The following is a 19,035-nucleotide window of genomic DNA, read 5'->3' as shown; positions in this document are numbered from 1 at the left end:
TATGGGGAATACATTTTTAATCGGAATTTTTTCAAAGAAATAATATTTTAGAAAGAGAATATAAAATGAATTTTAATTTTGTATAGTTGAGTAAAGGGCGTATTAATTTTGGAGGTGATTATATGAGTTCAAAAGAGTCACCAGAAGAAAAAAGAGAACGTATGAGACAAAGTGAATTGAAAAATAATCCTACCGGTTCTTTGAATGATGGGCTCAATAGAGCGGAAACAGGTAACCACGTTGATATGGTAGGTGGTATGAATTGGAAAGGTACAGGAATATTAATTTTAGTGCTAGTTTTAGGATATATTATATACAGTTACTTTTTCAGATAAAGAATGCTTGTTAAAACTTTGATTCGTTTGGACTAATAATTAGTTAGAGCGAAAAGGCATGGATTAAAGTCTTATTGTATTACATATCTTCTTTAAAGCAGAATAGATTTGTTCATGAATTTATTTTTCATATTCCGAATGGAGCTAGCATTATGCTAGCTCTATTATTTTTTGCCACATTCCTGTAACAAAACCCCTGTATATTCAGTGGTGGAGGTGCAGAAGATGAACAAAATGATAGCAATATGTCTTCTTACAACAATGTCATTTTCGACTTTAGTCGGGTGTGATGTAAATGGTAATGATGCTTTACAAGAGTCTAAAATAAAGAAAGCGACGTATAAAGATTTTACTTATGATGTAAATCCAGAGACTTTCACGTTAACTGTAGAACATGATGGTGTAAAGGAACAGGCATCACAACCGTTACCGAAAATGAAGGTGTCGAATTTAAAAAAAGACAAGGATCGCACATCATGGGAATATCCAGATCAAAAAGTAAAAGTAAACTTAGAAAAGAAAAAAGACCACTTAAATATTGAAGTGGAATCGACTGGTGCAGAAAGTTTTACATGGCCGAAAGTACAAGCTGAAAATTATACACTTCCGTTATGGGAAGGTAAGCAAATTCCAAGTAATGATGAGAATTGGAAGAAGTTTTTGAAGGATGATGCATATTCATTTGCTGAATCATTTTCCATGAAGTTTTTCGCATTAAATGGTTCGAAATATTCGATTGTATATATTGCGAACAATATGTTTAATAATGAATTGAAATTTCATTCAGATCCGAAAATAGGATTTGATTTTACACATGAATTCCCGAGTATAAATAAAAATAAAACATATGGATTTCAGTTATATGTGACAAATAATGATGCAGTAAGTATCGCCAAACTATATAAGAACAATATCGTTGAAAAAGGTGAATTTAAAACATTACAAGAAAAGGCTAGAAAAAATAAAGAGATAGAAAAACTTTACGGTGCAGGTCATTTTTATTTTTGGAATCAAAATGGTTTATCAGAAAGTAACGTAAATTGGCCAAAGCTAAGGGGGCAAATAAATAGCCCACTGTTTAGCCATATAAAAGAACTCATTCAAAAGAATAGTTCAGAACCTGGAGAACTGAATGTATTTGAGCAAGTAAGTAAACAAGATTTCATCGATAAGTATCAAAAAAATGTTATTTTGCGTTATGTAAACGAAGTATTATCAATGAAGGAATTTTATAAAGAGGATATTTTCCCGAAAGTTGATCAGGAAGCTAGTGCACTATTAAAGAAAGGCATAGATTACTTAGCGAAGACGGAGTTGTATAGCTTAAATAAGCATTTATTAAAGTCAGGACTCGGTGATGCGGTTGAAGAGGTGAGTGAATGGGGTTCTGCAGATGGAACAGATATTATAAAGGAAATGAAAGAAGCAGGGATAGACAAAGCATGGATTGGTCTGCCGAACTGGGAACAAGGATTTATGCAGCCTAATTTCGTTACAGAAGCTAAGAAAATGGGATATTTAGTTGGTCCGTATGATTCTTACCATTCCATTCACGAAAAAGGTGATAAAAATTGGAACACAGCTTCCTTTAATGATCCATCGTTATATGAAGAAGCAACTGTAACGAAGAAAAATGGAGAGAAGGTGCAAGGGTTTTTAGGAAGAGGTCGAAAATTAAATCCGACATTATCACTTCCTAGTGTAAAAGAACGAATGAACGATATATTACAAAATGGACCTAAGTATAATTCATGGTTTATTGATTGTGATGCAACGGGTGAAATTTATGATGATTATTCAACGAAACATATAACGACACAAGAACAAGATTTAAAAGCAAGATTAAAACGAATGGATTATATTGCGCAAGAAAAAGGTATGGTAGTTGGCTCTGAGGGCGGAAATGATTTTGCAAGTAGTACGATTGCATTTGCTCATGGAATTGAAACGCCAGTTATTAAATGGGACGATGAAGATATGAGGAAAAACAAAACAAGCCCGTATTATGTAGGTGGATATTGGTCACCAAATCAAAATGTTCCTGAAAAATATGCAAAGCAAGTACCGTTGAAAGAAGAATATAAACAAGTGTATTTAAATCCAGTATATTCGGTACCATTATATAAATTAGTATACAACAATTCCGTTATTACAACGCACCACTGGGAATGGGGAAGTTTGAAGGTGAAAGATGAAGTTGGAAATCGTATGTTATATGAGTTATTATATAATGTTCCTCCGTTGTACCATTTAGATGAAGTAGAGTGGAATAAGCATAAAAAAGAAATTACACAGCATCTGAAAGTTTGGAATGAAGTTCATGAAAAGGCAGTAAAAGAAGAAATGACGAACTTTGCATATCTGTCAGAAGATAAGCTAGTACAATCTGCTTCATATGGAAAAGATATTAAAATCATTGTGAATTTCTCGAATGACGATGTGGAAATAGAAAAAACGAAAATTAAAGCAAATTCAGCTTTAATTTATAATAACGGGAAGCAAATAATGTATACACCAAATGAGAGTCAATAAAGTGAAGCTTTAATGAGTGGGGGCATTCCCTACTCATTATTAGGTGAACCAATCGGGATTTTAAAGGGAACTTGCCTCTGCATACTTACTGAATTTTGAGGTTGAAGTCTTATATTCACAAATAGCAGAATAGTAAATCTGTAAATTCGAATTTTTCGAAGTGTTAAATTTTTGAAGTTTGTAAATGGAGACTTGCCAAAAATAAGCACGAGAGTATAATGTGAAATGGAATACATATTGAATTCATGATGTAACCTTACAAAAATGTAAGGTGATTGAAAGGAAATTCAATATGAAGATTACTAGACATACATTATACTAGGAAAAGAGAAAGAGAGGAGAATGAACATGAGCTCTGAATTAGAACAAAACACGAGAAGTAGTAAAAAACGTTCTAAAAGAAAGTCTATAAAATGGTTCATTTTAATTCCATTTTTCCTACTTATTTTTGGAGGAGTAGGATATGGATCGTTTATATATAACAAAGCAAAAGCTGTTGTAAGTGATGCATATGCAAAAATTGATAAGTCATCAAAACGGGATAAAGAAGTTGAACCTTTAAAGGATAATGTTTCAATTTTAATTATGGGTGTAGACGGAAGTGAAATGAGAAAAAGCCAATATGGTGAAGCGGTTCGGACAGATGCACTTTTATTAGCGACAATTAATAAAAATGATAAGTCAGTTAAATTAGTAAGTATTCCACGTGATTCACGCGTTTACATTCCATCTAGAAAGAAATTAGATAAAATTACACACGCACACGTATTTGGTGGTGTTGAAAGTACACGAGATACAGTGGAACGATTTTTAAATGTTCCAGTTGATTATTATGTGAAGTTTAACTTCGAGTCATTTGTACAAATTGTAGATTCGCTTGGTGGTATTGATATTGATGTACCGGTTACTTTCACAGAACAAGATAGTAAAGACCAAGCAGGTATGATTCATTTAGAAAAAGGTTTCCAACATTTAAATGGAGAGCAAGCACTTGCACTTGCAAGAACGCGTAAAATTGACAGTGATGCTATGCGTGGTCAAAGGCAACAACTTGTAATTGAAGCAATTGCGAAAAAAGCAATGTCTGTTCAATCGATTAGCAAAATGGGCTCTTTACTTGATGCAATTGATAAAAATATGAAAACAAATTTAACATTTGATGATATGCTTGCTATTACGAAAAATATGGCAGGATCGGATCTGCAAATGGAAAAGATGCAAATAGAAGGAACAGATAAACGTATTGGTGGTATTTATTATTACATTCCAAACGAAAAAAATGTAAAAGATATTTCAAATAAATTAAATGAACATTTAGGTGTAACACCAAAATCAGTTCGAAATGAATAGTAAAAAAAGATTGGCCTCCGCCAATCTTTTTTTTGGAAATGGATTTGTAACTTTTCTGTAACGATTTTTTATTTTAGAAAAATTATACTCATATGTATGAGAATATTGGAGAAGCAAAAGTATAAAGAAATACTTAAAATCTGTAGTAAGGAAAGATATCATATGCAGAAATGGATAGGCATTATGGGAATCATTTTTATATTGACTGGATGTAAAATGTCTGAAGCTCCGACAAATTTAATGGTGGCTCCTGCAAATGAGAAGTGGATAAATGAATTGAAAGAGCAAATAGATAAAGATTTGCCTGTTAATTATCGATTGCTTACTCCGATGTCTAATAAAGATAAACAAATGATTTGGTCAATGGATTTTAAACAAGATAATAAAAAAGAAGCCATCGTATTTTATAAATTGCCGAATGAAGATCATAGCGTATATTTAGCTGTATATGAGGAAATCGGAAATGGATGGAAAATAAAGTCCACGCATAAATTTGATGGAGGAGAAGTAGATATCGTTGAAGTGGGTGATTTTACAGGGAATGGGAAGAGAGAATTATTAATTGGAATCTCTGTAAGTCGCCAATCTTTAGATCATGTTATGTATGTTTTCTCGGAAGAAAATGAAGATATGAAGGAGATTTATAATCGGCATTATACGAAGCTATTTATAGAAGATCTAAACAGAAATGGTCTTAATGATATAAGCCTTGTTACTTATGAAAAAGATGAGAAGTTGACAGTTGAGTTCATTGAGCAGTTTAAGACTATATCTGAAGTTTCATTTGACCCATTTATAAATAGTATTCAAAGAATACAGATTGGATGTATTTCCAAAATGTCAAAGGCGGTTGTAATTGATGCGGGAGTTGGGGCTCATTCAGGTGTAACATATGTAGCGAAATTTAATAAGGATCATTATGAGGAATTACCTATAGGCGGGAAAGAAGATTTATTCAATGATTATGTTGTGGAAAGTAAAGACGTAAATGAAGACGGCATTATTGAATTTGTTCGTACTGTACGTCCAAAAGGTTGGGAAGATAAATCATATGGTGATAGTCCGCTCTTTGAACGTTACATACAGTGGAGTGAAGATGGAACTAAACCTATAGAAGAACGATATATCAATATAGAAAAAGGATATTTTGTGAAAATTCCTGAAGAGTTAATGGGGAAAATTACTATCCCAGATCAGCAAAAGGAATCAAATGTTCAAAAGTTTTTGGATGCAAGTACAAATGAAGTATGGCTTGAAGTCCATATTTTTAAGCGGAGAGACTGGTTCAAAATAAAAGGATACGAGGCAGCAGTTAAAACAGCTTCTCACGTATATGCAGTACCGAAGCAATCAAAGTTTGAAAAAGTGAAAGCATATATAAAACCGCTAGCGGATTATCAACAAGAGTAGGAGGTGGGAATTATGCCAACAATTTTAGTATTGGAAGACGAAATACCAATTCGTAGCTTTATTGTATTAAATATGAAACGTGCTGGATTTCATGTATTAGAGGCTAATACAGGGGAAGAAGCATTAGAGATTTTACGTCAACATACTGTTCAAGTTGCACTACTTGACGTAATGTTACCAGGGATTGACGGTTTTCAAGTATGTAAAGCTATTCGGGAAAATAATAAAAAAATGGGTATTATTATGTTAACCGCACGTGTACAAGATGAGGATAAGGTACAAGGATTAGGAATTGGGGCGGATGATTATATTGCAAAGCCGTTTAGTCCAGTAGAGTTAACGGCACGTGTACAATCCTTATTAAGAAGAATAGAAGTGCATGCAGAAAAAACAAATATACTTACATCTGGTCCGTTTTCATTAAATCTTACAGAAGAAAGTTTATATAAAGATGGGCAATTAGTGGATTTAACCCCTACAGAATATATGATACTACAATATTTAATGGACCATGCTTCTAAGCCGGTATCACGGGATGAAATATTAAATATGATTTGGGGAGTTAATTACGTAGGTGAGACGAAAGTCGTAGATGTAAATATGAGGCGGTTACGTCAAAAGATAGAATGCAATCCATCTGAACCGCAGTTTATCCTGACAGTGTGGGGTAAAGGATATGTGTGGAAGGAAACTATAAAATGAGACGGAAAGTGACTTTGTATTTTATGACGGTCATAACACTTATGCTTGTATTGTTTGAAATAGCATTTTCAGTCTCTATTTATCAATATTATTATAATGGTATTGTACAGTATATAGAATCTCATGCGAAGACGAGTACACGTTTTTTCTCTGAGTATAATTCATTATATTTTATTCGTTTGAACGAATATAGTGGTGACATCATTGGAAGTTTTCAATTGGAAGGAACAGAATTACAATTGATCGATCGGCACGGTACGATTATACAGTCGTCAAGCGGACAAAAGGTAGAAGGTAAAGTAAATATTCCTTATTCTTTACTAGAGGGGGAAATGTATCACCAAGTTACTACTACGAAAGATAATGAAAAACAATTAGAAGTATTAAGTCCACTCGTACATCAAGGGCAAACTATCGGTGTTTTAAAATATACGACTGTTTTAACACATGTAAATGCAAAGATTATTGAAATCATGATGTTTACTATTTCTGTAGGTATTGTTATTTCAGGAATTGTCTTCTTAATTAGCAGACGCTTGGCAAATTCATTTGTTGAGCCAATTGAATCTATTATTCAAGTTTCTTCACAAATCGCAGAAGGAACACTGAAAGATAGAATTAAAGAAGACTATCCCGGTGAATTAGGTGAGTTAGCACATAGTTTAAACTATATGTCTGATAAAATAGAAAAAGCAGAACAGATGAAAAATGAATTTATTGCTTCTATTTCTCATGAAATACGGACGCCTTTAACGGGAATTAAAGGTTGGAGTGAGACGTTAAAAACTGTAGAGCATTTAACGGAAGAAGAAATAAAGCAAGGTATGGGAATTATTTCAGGTGAGACAGACCGATTGATTCATTTAGTAGAAGAATTGCTAGATTTTTCAAGATTACAATCAAATCATTTTAATTTATATAAACAAAAAGTGCAATTGTACGATATACTAGAGGAGACGATTTGGCAATTAACTCCTAACGCTGAAAAGAAGAAAATTCAATTCATCCATACTCTAGAACGAATTGAATTGATGGGGGATCGAAATAGGCTAAAGCAAATTTTCTTGAATATTATTCATAATGCTATTAAATATTCATATGAAAACAGTACAGTTCACATTGAAGTGACAAAACGTGAAGGACAAGCAGTGATTAAAGTGACAGATCAAGGTATTGGAATTGCTGAAGAGCATCTACCTTTTATAGAGCAGTCATTTTATCAAATTAATAATCATGTTGCAGGTGCAGGCATTGGTCTAGCTATAGTAAAAAAAATGGTAGACCTTCATGGAGGTACTCTTAGTATAATAAGTAAAGAAGGAATAGGAACAACAATTTTGATAAAGCTCCCACTATAATTCATATATTGTTTGTTTATATAGTGTAATAAAATAAATAAATGTATAATTACATTGGGTGATTTATATATAAGATTAATAGGGAGAGGAATTCGATAGAATGGAAAAGGCTTTTAACATTAAACGAGTAGTAGTCGTTTTAATAGCGATTGCAGCAGTAGCTATTGGGTATTTCATGTTTCAATCTATTACTTCACCAGCAAAAGCTGTTGCGAAACAAGAAAATGTAATACAGCTTGCAAGTGAACAACCGAAAGTTGAAATGAATAAAACGGCACCAAGTCGTTTTAATGGAACGGAAAGAAAAGTTGCTTACCTTACATTTGATGATGGGCCAGGAAAATATACGGCTGAATTATTGAATATGTTAAAACAGCATGATGCGAAGGCGACATTCTTTTTAATTGGCGCAAATGTGAAACAGTTTCCTGATTTAGTAAAACGTGAAAATGCAGAAGGACATTATGTTGGAATGCATAGTATGACACACAATTATGCGAAGTTATATAAAAATGGCGAGTATGTTAATGAAATGAAAGAAGATCAAGGCTTAATCGCAAATATTATTGGGAAATCTCCTAAATTAACACGTCCTCCATACGGATCGACGCCTGGTTTAAATGAAGGTCTCCGAAATAAAGTAGTAGAGGACGGTTTGAAAGTATGGGACTGGACAATTGACTCTTTAGACTGGAAATACAATAAAGTACCAGTTGATGCAGCGGCAGCGCAAATCGCTCAAAATGTATTAGCTGGTGCAACAAAACCACAAGAAGTCATTTTAATGCATGATATTCACCCGCAATCAGTTGCTGCTGTGCCAGCAATTTTAAAGGGTCTAAAAGAAAAGGGTTATGAATTTGAAGCATATCATGAAGAGAATCACTTCCCAGTGAACTTCTGGCACGATAACCGTTTATAATTGGAGGAATTGAAGTTGAAGTATGGAAAAGTAGCAGTAGTTGGAGCATTATCAGTAGGATTATTATCAGGATGTTTCAGTGAAAAGCCAGAAGAAAATTTATATACGGCTTTTGAAGCAGCAGCGACACAAGAAAAATCTTTAGTTGATGATACGAAAAAATTAGAGAAATTAGAGAAGCAAGGGCAAGAACTATATTCTCAAATTTTACAAGAAGGTAAAGAGCATAATGAAGCAGTTACGCAGAAAATCGAGCAAGCTACTGCAAATGTAGATGAGCGTGAAAAAGTAATGAAAAACGAGAAAGAACTGTTAGAAAAAGCTCAGAAGGAAACGAAATCGGTTCAAAGCAATATAGAGAAGCTTGAAGATAAGAAATTGCAAAAACAAGCAAAAGCAGTAGAAGAGTCGTATAAAAACCGTTATGAATCTTTCCAAAAGATGTATGAGAATTATACGAAGGCATTAGCGAATGAAAAAGAGCTGTATGAAAAATTAAAAGTAAAAGAAACGAAGTTAAAAGAAATTGGTGAAAAAGTTAAAACTGTTAATGAGTTAAATGTGGAAGCTCAAAAGGAGAAAGAACAATTTAACAAACATACAAAAGAGTATAATGACAGTAAATTAGCATTTTATAAAGATGCACAGATTAAGACTAAAGAACAAAAATAAAAAAGTATCTTAATCATGCTAAAAAACCTATAGAAAAAGCCGGAAAAACATTGCAGTAAAAAATGTTTTTTCGGCTTTTGTCGTTCAATGAATAGAAAAGACTGGAATTGATATCATAAAAGAGTTATAGTGTATTATTCGAAGGGAACATTGTAAAGTAAGGAGAATGAAATATGTCATATGAATTTTTATTCAAATTAGGTTTAGCACTCTTTTTAGGATTATTCATCGGAATAGATAGACAGCTAAAGAATAAACCGCTTGGAGTGAAAACAAGTATGGTTATTTCTGTAGCGAGTTGTTTAATTACGATGGTTTCAATTGAATCAGTGAATGTATATTCTGTTCCAGGACATACGAATATGGATCCAATGCGATTAGCTGCTCAAATTGTAAGTGGTATCGGTTTTCTTGGAGCAGGGGTAATTTTACGAAGAAGTAATGACGTTATTTCAGGATTAACGACAGCTTCTATGGTATGGGCTGCTTCAGCACTAGGTATTGCGATTGGAGCAGGATTTTATGTACATGCTACTGTTGCCATGATTTTAATTATATTAGCAATTAATGTACTTCCTCAACTTGTGAAAATTGCAGGCCCGTATTCATTGAGACAAAAGGACTTGTCTATAAAAATTACTGTAAACAAACATCGAGAGTTAGACGGGATTTTTAAGCAAATTAAAAATTTAAATATGCAAGTGAAGCGAGTAAAAATTAAAGATATTGATAATGGAGCATCTCAGCAATTAGAAATGGTTATTTTAGCTCCGGAAGATTTATATACAACTGAGTTATATAGTTCTCTAAAAGAAATCGATCATGTTGTATCTGTTGAAGTGGAAAGTAGATAAAAAAGATTGAAAAGGGTGATGAAAATTCACTCTTTTTTTTATACATCAAAAAGCATTTTGCTATAATTATTTACATAGGGGGATGCAAATGATGGAGATACATATTCGAAGGGCAACGAAAAATGATATTGCAAGTATAGCAAAAGTGCATGTGGAAAGCTGGAAAACAACGTATAAAGGGATATTTGCTAACGAAATTTTAGAAAATATAACGTATGAACAACGAGAAAAGCTATGGGAAAGTATTTTTCAAAAAGAAGACGGGCATCAATATAGGTTTGTAGCAGAGACCTTAAATGGGGAGATTATCGGATTTATCGATGGTGGGACTGAAAGAACGGGGACATATAATTGTGATGGGGAATTATATGCAATATACATTTTACAAGAGTATCAAGGGATGAAGATAGGACAACGTTTATTTCAAGCTTTACTATCAGATTGTAAAAAAAGTAATATGCAATCTCTTTTAGTTTGGGTTGTCTCTAATAATCCTTCTAAAAAATTTTATGAAAAATATAATCCTGAAAAAATTGATACAAAATTTTTAGCAAGACTAAATATAGAAGAAATAGCATATGTGTGGCGAGATATGGATTGTTTATATAAAACATTATCAATTTAGGTTTAAATAATTATATTATGTAAACTAAACTTTCGGCTATTAAAAAATACGGATTTAATGTTGTAAAAAGACGAAAAGTTTAGTAATGAAGGTATTAACAAATAGAAAATTAGAAGTAGTAACTTCATAATGTGAAATGATGAAAGAGTCTCATTGCGAGACTCTTTTTTAAAAAAATGAATAACCAAAAATTACCAGGTATTTAATATCGGTTTTGATACAATTTAATATATATAAGGAGGTGATCGGTAATGGCTAGAAATCGTAACACTAATCAATTAGCATCAAATGGAGCACAAGCAGCTCTAGATCAAATGAAATATGAAATTGCACAAGAGTTTGGTGTACAACTTGGAGCTGATACTTCTTCACGTGCAAACGGTTCTGTAGGCGGTGAAATTACAAAACGCCTTGTAGCGATGGCAGAACAACAGCTTGGTGGCGGATATACTCGCTAAATGTAGAAGGTTATAGGAGAAAGGAAGGATTCTTCCTTTCTTTTTTATTTTCAATTAATTGGTATGGATATATTGTGAACTGGATTCAAAGAATAGAAGTAACGCTATGTTTTACCCAATTTCTTTTGTTGTGAATGGAAAGTAGTAAAGATGTAATAGCCCTGGTGGAATGTAAAATTAAGTTCCAGCAGGGCTATTATATGGTAAGAAATATATGATGAAAGGTTCCGAAATCAACATGTTAAAAAAAGAAAACTGTTGTTTAATTGCGCTTGCATCAGTTCCACTCGTTATGACATTAGGTAATTCAATGCTTATTCCAATTCTGCCAACCATTGAAAAAAAATTACATATTTCATCTTTCCAAGTATCCATGATTATTACAATTTATTCTATCATTGCGATTTTGCTTATACCAATTGCTGGTTATTTATCAGATAGATGGGGACGAAAGATGGTAATGGTTCCAAGTTTAGTAATTGCAGCTATTGGAGGAGCGATTACGGGCTGGGTATCATGGAAAGTTGATAATCCCTATGTTTGGATTCTTATCGGAAGGGCAATTCAAGGGATAGGAGCTGCTGGAGCTATGCCAGTTGTTATACCATGCGTTGGTGATTTGTACAAAGATGAAAAACAGGTTAGTGCCGGCTTAGGTATTATTGAGACGTCAAATACATTTGGAAAAGTATTGAGTCCTATTTTAGGATCTGCTCTTGCGGCCATTGTATGGTTCTTACCATTTTGGGCGATTCCAGTTTTATGTGTAATATCGATTGTTTTATTATTGGTGTTAGTAAAGGCGAAGAAACAAGAAGAACAAGCGCCTCCACTGAAAGAATTTGTTAAATCTATTATCTCTACGTTTCGAGAAAAGGGAAGATGGTTAATTGCCATTTTTATACTAGGTGCAATTATTATGCTTATTTTATTCGGAATCCTTTTTTATCTGTCGACTATACTGGAGTCGAAGTACGACATTCATGGTATATGGAAAGGGTGTGTACTTGCTATTCCTTTACTTGTACTATCACTTAGCTCATATATGGCTGGTAAGAAAATTGGAGATAAACAGGATGTTATGAAAAAGTGTATTTATATTGGGTTTTTATTGGCTGCTGCCTCTGTCGTATTACCTTTATTTATAAAAGGGATCTATTTGCTACTTCTTTGTCTTGTTATTATGGGGGTAGGTATTGGTATTGCGTTACCATGTTTAGATGCTCTTATTACTCAAGGAATTGAAAAAGAGCAGAGGGGCACAGTTACTTCATTTTATAGTTCAATGCGATTTATCGGTGTAGCAGCTGGACCACCCCTTTATTCTTTTTTTATGAAAGGGGCGGACCATGAAGTGTTTTATTTAACAAGTATCTTCGCTGCTATTGGTGCTGTCATAGCAATTATTTGGATTAAACCAGCAAAAGATAACATGGTGCAAAAACAAAAACCGGAACCAACTTCATAATTGGAAAGAGAATTGCATGATTTGTAATTAGCATGCAATTCTCTTTATCAGGCTATTTTCGGGCTGTCCATAAAGCCAGATTGGTGTGAGCTAATAATCAGTAGGACTGAGAAAAAAACCACTGAATAAAGTTTCACTTTATTCAGTTAGGAAAAAGCACTTGTTTTAACATATAAAGTGCGACGCCCCAGATGATTAGCCCTGAAAATTTATTTAATACTATGATCGTTTTTCCTGTTGAGTCTAGTCTTTTTAGAAATTTTCCAGCCATAGCTAAGCTTATAAACCAAATCCAAGAAACGATAATTGTTGCGAAAGTGAAAGCCCATTTCTCATTTCCTATGTACTGAATAGAGTTTGTTCCAATTACACCAATTGTATCTAAAATTGCGTGTGGATTTAGTAATGAAACTGATGCGGCGAAAATAACTTGCTTTTTTAAAGGCATGCTTTTTTCTTGTTGTACATCATTTGAAGGATTACTTTTCCAAATAACCCAGCCCATATACATAAGAAAGAAAAATCCAATCATATACAAGGTAGTTGTTAGCCAAGAAAAAGTAAGGAGTACAAGGGATACACCCTGTACAGCAATTAAAATTAATAATGTATCACATATAGATGCAGTTAAGACTACAGGAGCAGCGCGCCAAATATTTGGTTGACTGGCGCCTTGGTTAAAGACGAAAACATTTTGGACACCTAATGGGATGATAAGGCCAAATGCAAGGATGATACCGTGAATAATTGCTTCACTCATTATATTACCTCCTACTTAGTGTAATTAATTATGATAGTGTATATTGTATAGAGGAAATGAGAAATTGTATCCATCCATATGGTTGGATAGTCGACCAACCAAAATGAATGTGGGGTGATAGGATGGAAAGATTAGAATGGAAACCTAATATGTCTTCGTCTATTCCACTATATAAACAAATAGAAACATACATAAAGGGAAGAATTGTTAATGGGGAATGGACAGTTGGAACGAAATTACCTTCACAAAGAGCTTTGGCACAAACATTTGAAGTGAATCGAAGTACAATTGTAATGGCGTTCGATGAATTAGTAGCAAAAGGTTATATTGAGGGGAACGGTCGGAAGGGAACAATTGTTATAAATAATAGCGAGAATACTTCAACATATGCCCCGCCACCTAATTGGCAATCTTATGTAGAAACAGGACTTCATTACCCGAATCTTCCTGCTATACAAGAGATTAACCAAGCTGAATTTTATCCCAATGTAATTCGATTAGGAACTGGTGAGCTTTCACCGAGTCTTTTACCTGAGGAAAAAATGAAGAGAATTATTAATAAGTGTATGAAGACAAATGTTCCACTTGGGTATGAAGAACCGAAAGGAAATCGCCATCTAAGAGAAAAAATTGCGGAATATTTAAAAGGGCATGGTGTTTATGTATCCCCTGACTCTATTTTAATTGTTTCAGGGGCAATTCAAGCACTGCAGCTTATTTCCATGGGGCTACTTCCAAAAGGAGCATCAATTCTATTAGAAAAACCATCATATTTATATTCTATTAATGTTTTTCAATCAACAGGAATGCGCTTGATAGGAATGCCAATGGATGAGAATGGTATAAACACTTCATATATTACACAATATATGAAGCAATTTAATGCATCGATTTTATATACAATTCCGTCTTTTCATAATCCGACGAACTTTAGTATGAATGCTAAGAAGAGGAAAGAAGTGATGGGTATATGTAATGAAATTGGATTACCTATTATTGAGGATGCAGTGTATCAAGATTTATGGTTCGATGCACCAGTTCCAAAGCCTTTAAAGGCGTATGATAAAAACGGGATAGTATTACATATAGGGAGCATGTCCAAAGTTATAAGTCCTGGTTTAAGAATTGGCTGGATTGTTGGGGCTGAACCAGTTATTCAAAGATTAGCAGATATAAAAATGCAAACAGATTATGGTTCAAGTTCTATATCCCAGCAAATTGCAGCAGAGTGGTTTACAGATGGTTTGTATGATGAACATTTACAGTTAATCAGAAGTGAATTAAAAAAACGTAGAGATTTTATGATAAGTATGTTAGAAAAGTATTGCAGTGAAATTGCAACTTGGCATGAGCCAGCAGGGAGCTTTTATATTTGGTTACATATGAATCTACCTTTTTCGAATCGTAGTGTATTTGAAAAAGCTTTGCAAGAAAAGGTGTTATTAAACCCAGGTACTTTGTATGATAGAAGTGCGAACCAATTTTTACGACTTTCGTATTCTTATGCAACTTTAGAAGAAATTGAAATTGGGATAAAAAAGGTAGCGCAATTAATAAAGTGAAACTTTAATCAATATGATTTTTGATCATCCACACTGGTTATTAGCCCGCAAATAGCGGGATAAAAAGGTAAAAGGAGAAAAGGATGAAACAATATGTGATTTGTCAAATTATTGACGGAGATAAATATTTAGCAGCTTATGCAGAGACGAAGCAGGACGCGATTGAAAAAGCTGAATTGTTAGGATTAAGAACAGGAAATCGTTACGTAGTAATTACCGCGGAAGAAGCAAAAGGGTTAACTTATCCTTAAACGATGTGTGGAAGTATGCAGAAAGTAAATAAGCCTAATAACATACTAAATTATTAGGCTTATTTATATTTAGAGTATCGATCTCTCTTTAATGAAAAAAATAATATTATGAGTCGAGCTGACGGAAAAATCGATTTGTTTTTTGATCCTGATTTCCGTTTCTATATTTATCAACATATTGCCTGAAATTCCAAGATTGTAAAAAATTATTAGCGGCGTTATAACCAGAGTTATAGAGCCATTCTTTCTCTTCTTTAGTTAAATGAAAATTAGTACTTGTAATGGTTCCTGTTGGAATTGTAATAGTTCTTGCCTTTGATTCTTTATCTAAATGACGTAAATCATGAGCTTGCATCATCGTTTTAAATAAGCCTTTGAACATGGAGATAGGATCTTCATAGTGGGCGGGATCAGCTTGAATTTCATCTTTCACGAAATGAAATCCAAAGGTAGGCCAGCGAGGCGAGGAAGGTGAATCGAAAATCCAAATTGGATAATTACTTAAAATACCTCCGTCAACCATATAACAAGGCTGTTTCCATTTTGGTGTTCGCCATTTCACTGGTTCGAAGAGGAACGGAATGGTTCCACTCATTCGTACTGCTTTAGCGATAGAGAAGCGATAATTCGAAAATCCGTAGCTTGGTAAATCATCAGGGAAGACAACCATTTTACCATTGCTTATATCTGAAGCGATAATTTTGAGTTTATTCAAATCAGGTAAGTCTGTAAATAGATGAATTCCTTTTTTTTTAAGCAGGTCTTCGAGCCATTCTTCGAGAAATGCATTTGAATAAATACCTAGAGTAGACCATGCACTTAATCCTTTACCGATAAAGGGAATTCTATCAAGAAAAGTCTTCTTAGTAAATTTGTTATAATCAATGTCAGTTATAATCGTTTTTAATTCGGAACAGGAGTATCCTGCTGCTAGAAGTGCTGCGATAATAGCACCAGCTGATGTCCCTGCTAAACGTTCCCACTCATAACCTTTTTCGGCTAACGCACAAATTGCTCCTACATGTGCAATTCCGCGTACACCGCCTCCTTCGAAAACACCATCAATCTTCATAAACATACTCCCTTTCGGATAATAAAGTGAAACTTTAATCAGTGGGGGGTATTCCACGCTGATTATTAGCCCTCACCAATCGAGCTTTTATGGGCAGCCCGCCTCCCACCTAACTTCTTTTTTTACAGCCGAATTTTGAGGTGGGAGTCTTACTGCCCGCAAATAGCGGGATAAATTCTGAAATGGCAAAAAAGCACGTATTGTACGTGCTTTTTTACAATAGTTTTTAAGTTTACTAGCAGCCTACAAAGCCGCCCCAACAGCTAGCTCCGATGATGATTAGAAGGATAAATAAAACGATTAATAAAGCGAAACCTCCATAACCACATCCACCGCAACTACCGCCGTAACCGCCGCCGTAACCGCCACAACTACCGCCGTAACCGTAACCACCGTAACCCATGTGGAATTCCTCCTTATATTAAAAGTGAAAATGAACGAGGGAAAGTATACTGTAAGAAATTATGAGATATCATGTTTGTAGGAACAATGTATACTATGCTCTTTTAAACTTGTTCGCGTACGAGGGATGAGCCCGTTTTTTTGAGAGCTTGTTGAATTTACAATGAATGGAGTATAATCTTTGTGCTATGATACAAATAAGTATGTAAATGTAAGGAGAATTTATGAAGCAGAAAATTGAAGTATTAATTGATAAATATGAACTAGCGCATTTGAAACAGGAGCTTGTAAATACTATATTTCCTTGTATAAAAGTTGTGCCAAATCAACAGGAAACAATTGCGATAGGTAGTTCGAAGATGGGCGGAGTTCCTGATTTGCCGGATGCATTTGAATATCCAACATACAAAGGGAATCCATTACGCTTTATCGCACAATTTAATTTAAGTGATTTACAAAACGTTGGCATGGATCATAATCTTCCTAAGACAGGGATGTTATATTTCTTTAGTATTGAAAATTATTTTGAAGAAGCTGTGAATCCAAGTGAAGCTGGGCGTGTACTTTATTATGATATTCCCGCAGAGCAATTACGAAGAGCAGATGAAGATCAGGTGCAATTTACTCAATGTACAATTTCATTTGAACTTACGTATAAATTACCGGAGCTTTTCATTGAAGATGAGGCGGATTCAGATCGTTTCTTGCAATTACTTGAAGAGCTAATCCCAGACAACTATGATAATCATCAAATGTTTGGAGAACCATTCTCCGTACAAGAAGAAGTATTGTACGAGATCGGACAATATATGGGGATAGATCCGCAGCATATGACGCTTTTATTCCAAATTGATTCTGATTATAAAAATTGTAATATGGTTTGGGGAGAATTAGGAATGCTTTATTTCTGTATTGGAAATGAAGATTTGAAGAATCGACGTTTTGAAAATACATGTTGTGTGTTACAAACTTGCTAAAGAAGGGGTTGTTCTTTTTCTAAAAGAACAACTTTTTTCATAATGTTTATTAATAAATATGCATAATCTCATATGACCTTTTCTGAAAAGTATTGTATACTCTGAAAATATACGATGCTTTTTTTCGTATATTTATAGAATGTAAGGAGTGACGAGATGAGAAAGACAAATAAGTATGTGACGGCTGTCGCACTTTGTTCAACAATTGTAATGGGTGGCTTACATGCGTCGTCTGTATCTTACGCAGCTACTACATCGACTGTAGTGACTACACAATCAGATGCTAAATTATTGGATGATTTTCGAAAAGAATTAAAAAAACACATTGATAATCGAGATGAAAATATTACAATTGCATATAAAACGAAAGATAGAAATGCTAGAGATGTTATGGATCAATTATATAAAGAGTATAGTAAAATTGTAGATGCTGATGAATATGTAAAATATAATGTAGCGTCTACTAAATATTCTATAAAAGGGATGCCAGGGAATTATACGTTCACATTACAAGTGGAGTATCGTGAATCAAAAGAGCAAACACAATATGTAAAGTCTCAGTCGAAAGCAATTGTGAATTCTATCATTAAACAAGGCATGGATGAACATGAAAAAGTGAAAGCTATTCATGATTATGTTGTGAAACATGTATCCTATGATACGTCTTATCAAGCATATACAGCATATGAAGCGTTAGCGAATCGTTCTGCAGTTTGCCAAGGATATACATTGTTAACATATCAATTACTAAAAGAAGCAGGTATTCAATCTCATATTGTAACTGGAAAAGGAAATGGACAAGCTCACGCATGGAATTTAGTAAACATTGATAACAAGTGGTACCACCTTGATACTACGTTTGATGATCCTGTACCTGATAAAGCTGGGCGTGTAACATATTCATATTTTAATATGTCTGATGACCAATTAAGCAAAGACCATGAATGGGATCGAAGTAAATACCCAGCAGCAACTACAAGTTACTTCAACGAATTAACAAACAAAATAAAAGCCGGTAGTTCAAAAACTGCTGTATATGAACAGATGTTAAAAGAAACAAATTTAAAGTACTTGTCTGCACAATATGGAGCAGAAAATTACAATGAATTTAAGAAAAAATTACAGCAACAATTTGCTTCCAAGCCAGAAAAAGTAGAAGTGCGATATAAACAGTCAATGGATGGAACAATGCAAGATATAAAGAAAGTACTAGATGAAATAACTTGGCCAAAAGGTGCAAAGCGTGTATCTTATCAAGTGGCACCATATAGTGCAATGGCGGGTTATTCATTAGCGACAATTACATTTACGTATTAATTAATGAA

The 19,035-nt window shown here is 33.9% G+C and carries 19 protein-coding genes; 16 read left to right on the top strand and 3 right to left on the bottom strand.

What is annotated here, in order from left to right; translation table 11 throughout:
- Window positions 1-122: 122 nt before the first annotated feature.
- The 12 genes from VK90_RS11030 (at window position 123) to VK90_RS10975 (ending at window position 12,686) form a co-directional block, all read left to right on the top strand.
- Window positions 123-335: a DUF6366 family protein gene (locus VK90_RS11030; RefSeq protein WP_048372738.1), complete on the top strand. Its 213-nt coding sequence runs from the start codon at window positions 123-125 to the stop codon at window positions 333-335.
- Window positions 336-560: 225 nt separating this feature from the next.
- Window positions 561-2,867, top strand: a complete 2,307-nt coding sequence (locus tag VK90_RS11025) for a glycoside hydrolase (protein ID WP_048372737.1) — start codon at window positions 561-563, stop codon at window positions 2,865-2,867.
- Window positions 2,868-3,215: 348 nt separating this feature from the next.
- The gene (locus VK90_RS11020; RefSeq protein ID WP_048372725.1) at window positions 3,216-4,217 is read left to right on the top strand and encodes an LCP family protein; all 1,002 of its coding nucleotides are present in this window, start codon (window positions 3,216-3,218) and stop codon (window positions 4,215-4,217) included.
- Between the two features lie 162 nt (window positions 4,218-4,379).
- Window positions 4,380-5,627 carry a hypothetical protein gene (locus VK90_RS11015; RefSeq protein WP_002171470.1) on the top strand — a complete coding sequence of 416 codons (1,248 nt, stop codon included), beginning with the start codon at window positions 4,380-4,382 and terminating at the stop codon, window positions 5,625-5,627.
- Between the two features lie 12 nt (window positions 5,628-5,639).
- Entirely contained in the window at window positions 5,640-6,329 is a 690-nt protein-coding gene (locus tag VK90_RS11010; RefSeq protein ID WP_002171471.1) for a response regulator transcription factor, read from the top strand.
- Window positions 6,326-7,687, top strand: a complete 1,362-nt coding sequence (locus VK90_RS11005) for a sensor histidine kinase (RefSeq protein WP_048372723.1) — start codon at window positions 6,326-6,328, stop codon at window positions 7,685-7,687. The genes VK90_RS11010 and VK90_RS11005 overlap by 4 nt, the downstream gene beginning before the upstream one ends.
- 100 nt (window positions 7,688-7,787) lie before the next feature.
- Window positions 7,788-8,609, top strand: a complete 822-nt coding sequence (locus VK90_RS11000) for a peptidoglycan-N-acetylglucosamine deacetylase (RefSeq protein WP_002171473.1) — start codon at window positions 7,788-7,790, stop codon at window positions 8,607-8,609.
- Window positions 8,610-8,624: 15 nt separating this feature from the next.
- Complete coding sequence (locus VK90_RS10995; protein WP_002171474.1) at window positions 8,625-9,281, top strand: YkyA family protein; 657 nt, start codon at window positions 8,625-8,627, stop codon at window positions 9,279-9,281.
- 173 nt (window positions 9,282-9,454) lie between these two features.
- On the top strand, window positions 9,455-10,135 hold the full coding sequence (locus VK90_RS10990) for an MgtC/SapB family protein (RefSeq protein WP_002171475.1): 681 nt from the start codon (window positions 9,455-9,457) through the stop codon (window positions 10,133-10,135).
- An 88-nt stretch (window positions 10,136-10,223) separates the two neighbouring features.
- Complete coding sequence (locus VK90_RS10985) at window positions 10,224-10,760, top strand: GNAT family N-acetyltransferase (protein WP_048372722.1); 537 nt, start codon at window positions 10,224-10,226, stop codon at window positions 10,758-10,760.
- Window positions 10,761-11,011: 251 nt separating this feature from the next.
- Window positions 11,012-11,218, top strand: a complete 207-nt coding sequence (locus VK90_RS10980) for an alpha/beta-type small acid-soluble spore protein (RefSeq protein WP_002171477.1) — start codon at window positions 11,012-11,014, stop codon at window positions 11,216-11,218.
- A gap of 214 nt (window positions 11,219-11,432) precedes the next feature.
- Window positions 11,433-12,686 carry an MFS transporter gene (locus tag VK90_RS10975; protein WP_048372720.1) on the top strand — a complete coding sequence of 418 codons (1,254 nt, stop codon included), beginning with the start codon at window positions 11,433-11,435 and terminating at the stop codon, window positions 12,684-12,686.
- A gap of 142 nt (window positions 12,687-12,828) precedes the next feature.
- Here the strand turns inward: VK90_RS10975 and VK90_RS10970 are convergent, their stop codons facing one another.
- Window positions 12,829-13,446 (bottom strand): LysE/ArgO family amino acid transporter, encoded by a 618-nt coding sequence (locus VK90_RS10970; protein ID WP_025149976.1) that lies wholly within the window; start codon window positions 13,444-13,446, stop codon window positions 12,829-12,831.
- A gap of 122 nt (window positions 13,447-13,568) precedes the next feature.
- Here VK90_RS10970 and VK90_RS10965 point away from each other — a divergent pair, with 122 nt between their 5' ends.
- On the top strand, window positions 13,569-15,008 hold the full coding sequence (locus tag VK90_RS10965; RefSeq protein ID WP_048372718.1) for an aminotransferase-like domain-containing protein: 1,440 nt from the start codon (window positions 13,569-13,571) through the stop codon (window positions 15,006-15,008).
- Between the two features lie 83 nt (window positions 15,009-15,091).
- Entirely contained in the window at window positions 15,092-15,259 is a 168-nt protein-coding gene (locus tag VK90_RS27620; RefSeq protein ID WP_002171481.1) for a DUF3933 family protein, read from the top strand.
- A gap of 106 nt (window positions 15,260-15,365) precedes the next feature.
- On the opposite strand, the gene VK90_RS10960 is transcribed toward VK90_RS27620, so the two are convergent.
- Window positions 15,366-16,331, bottom strand: coding sequence for a patatin-like phospholipase family protein (locus tag VK90_RS10960; protein WP_048372716.1), 966 nt, complete (start codon window positions 16,329-16,331; stop codon window positions 15,366-15,368).
- A 235-nt stretch (window positions 16,332-16,566) separates the two neighbouring features.
- On the bottom strand, window positions 16,567-16,734 hold the full coding sequence (locus VK90_RS10955) for a YjcZ family sporulation protein (RefSeq protein WP_002171483.1): 168 nt from the start codon (window positions 16,732-16,734) through the stop codon (window positions 16,567-16,569).
- Between the two features lie 223 nt (window positions 16,735-16,957).
- On the opposite strand from VK90_RS10955, the gene VK90_RS10950 reads away from it, so the two are divergent.
- Together VK90_RS10950 and VK90_RS10945 are read left to right on the top strand one after the other, a co-directional pair.
- Window positions 16,958-17,710 (top strand): YwqG family protein, encoded by a 753-nt coding sequence (locus VK90_RS10950; protein WP_048372712.1) that lies wholly within the window; start codon window positions 16,958-16,960, stop codon window positions 17,708-17,710.
- A 156-nt stretch (window positions 17,711-17,866) separates the two neighbouring features.
- Window positions 17,867-19,027: a transglutaminase domain-containing protein gene (locus tag VK90_RS10945; protein ID WP_048372711.1), complete on the top strand. Its 1,161-nt coding sequence runs from the start codon at window positions 17,867-17,869 to the stop codon at window positions 19,025-19,027.
- Window positions 19,028-19,035 lie beyond the last annotated feature (8 nt).

The sequence above is a fragment of the Bacillus sp. LK2 genome, from assembly GCF_001043575.1.
GTDB classification, from domain to species: domain Bacteria; phylum Bacillota; class Bacilli; order Bacillales; family Bacillaceae_G; genus Bacillus_A; species Bacillus_A paramycoides.
The sequence above is the reverse complement of the archived record's forward strand: the minus strand, read 5'-3'. Positions and strand labels throughout refer to the sequence as shown.

Excerpts from the sequence above, each read along its gene's own strand:
- VK90_RS11005 (WP_048372723.1), top strand. The coding sequence starts at position 6,326 with ATGAGACGGAAAGTGACTTTGTATTTTATGACGGTCATAACACTTATG.
- VK90_RS11030 (WP_048372738.1), top strand. The coding sequence starts at position 123 with ATGAGTTCAAAAGAGTCACCAGAAGAAAAAAGAGAACGTATGAGACAA.
- VK90_RS10980 (WP_002171477.1), top strand. The coding sequence starts at position 11,012 with ATGGCTAGAAATCGTAACACTAATCAATTAGCATCAAATGGAGCACAA.
- VK90_RS10965 (WP_048372718.1), top strand. The coding sequence starts at position 13,569 with ATGGAAAGATTAGAATGGAAACCTAATATGTCTTCGTCTATTCCACTA.
- VK90_RS10990 (WP_002171475.1), top strand. The coding sequence starts at position 9,455 with ATGTCATATGAATTTTTATTCAAATTAGGTTTAGCACTCTTTTTAGGA.
- VK90_RS11020 (WP_048372725.1), top strand. The coding sequence starts at position 3,216 with ATGAGCTCTGAATTAGAACAAAACACGAGAAGTAGTAAAAAACGTTCT.
- VK90_RS10960 (WP_048372716.1), bottom strand. The coding sequence starts at position 16,331 with ATGAAGATTGATGGTGTTTTCGAAGGAGGCGGTGTACGCGGAATTGCA.
- VK90_RS10945 (WP_048372711.1), top strand. The coding sequence starts at position 17,867 with ATGAGAAAGACAAATAAGTATGTGACGGCTGTCGCACTTTGTTCAACA.
- VK90_RS10975 (WP_048372720.1), top strand. The coding sequence starts at position 11,433 with ATGATGAAAGGTTCCGAAATCAACATGTTAAAAAAAGAAAACTGTTGT.
- VK90_RS27620 (WP_002171481.1), top strand. The coding sequence starts at position 15,092 with ATGAAACAATATGTGATTTGTCAAATTATTGACGGAGATAAATATTTA.
- VK90_RS11025 (WP_048372737.1), top strand. The coding sequence starts at position 561 with ATGAACAAAATGATAGCAATATGTCTTCTTACAACAATGTCATTTTCG.
- VK90_RS10985 (WP_048372722.1), top strand. The coding sequence starts at position 10,224 with ATGATGGAGATACATATTCGAAGGGCAACGAAAAATGATATTGCAAGT.
- VK90_RS11010 (WP_002171471.1), top strand. The coding sequence starts at position 5,640 with ATGCCAACAATTTTAGTATTGGAAGACGAAATACCAATTCGTAGCTTT.
- VK90_RS11000 (WP_002171473.1), top strand. The coding sequence starts at position 7,788 with ATGGAAAAGGCTTTTAACATTAAACGAGTAGTAGTCGTTTTAATAGCG.
- VK90_RS10950 (WP_048372712.1), top strand. The coding sequence starts at position 16,958 with ATGAAGCAGAAAATTGAAGTATTAATTGATAAATATGAACTAGCGCAT.
- VK90_RS10955 (WP_002171483.1), bottom strand. The coding sequence starts at position 16,734 with ATGGGTTACGGTGGTTACGGTTACGGCGGTAGTTGTGGCGGTTACGGC.
- VK90_RS11015 (WP_002171470.1), top strand. The coding sequence starts at position 4,380 with ATGCAGAAATGGATAGGCATTATGGGAATCATTTTTATATTGACTGGA.
- VK90_RS10970 (WP_025149976.1), bottom strand. The coding sequence starts at position 13,446 with ATGAGTGAAGCAATTATTCACGGTATCATCCTTGCATTTGGCCTTATC.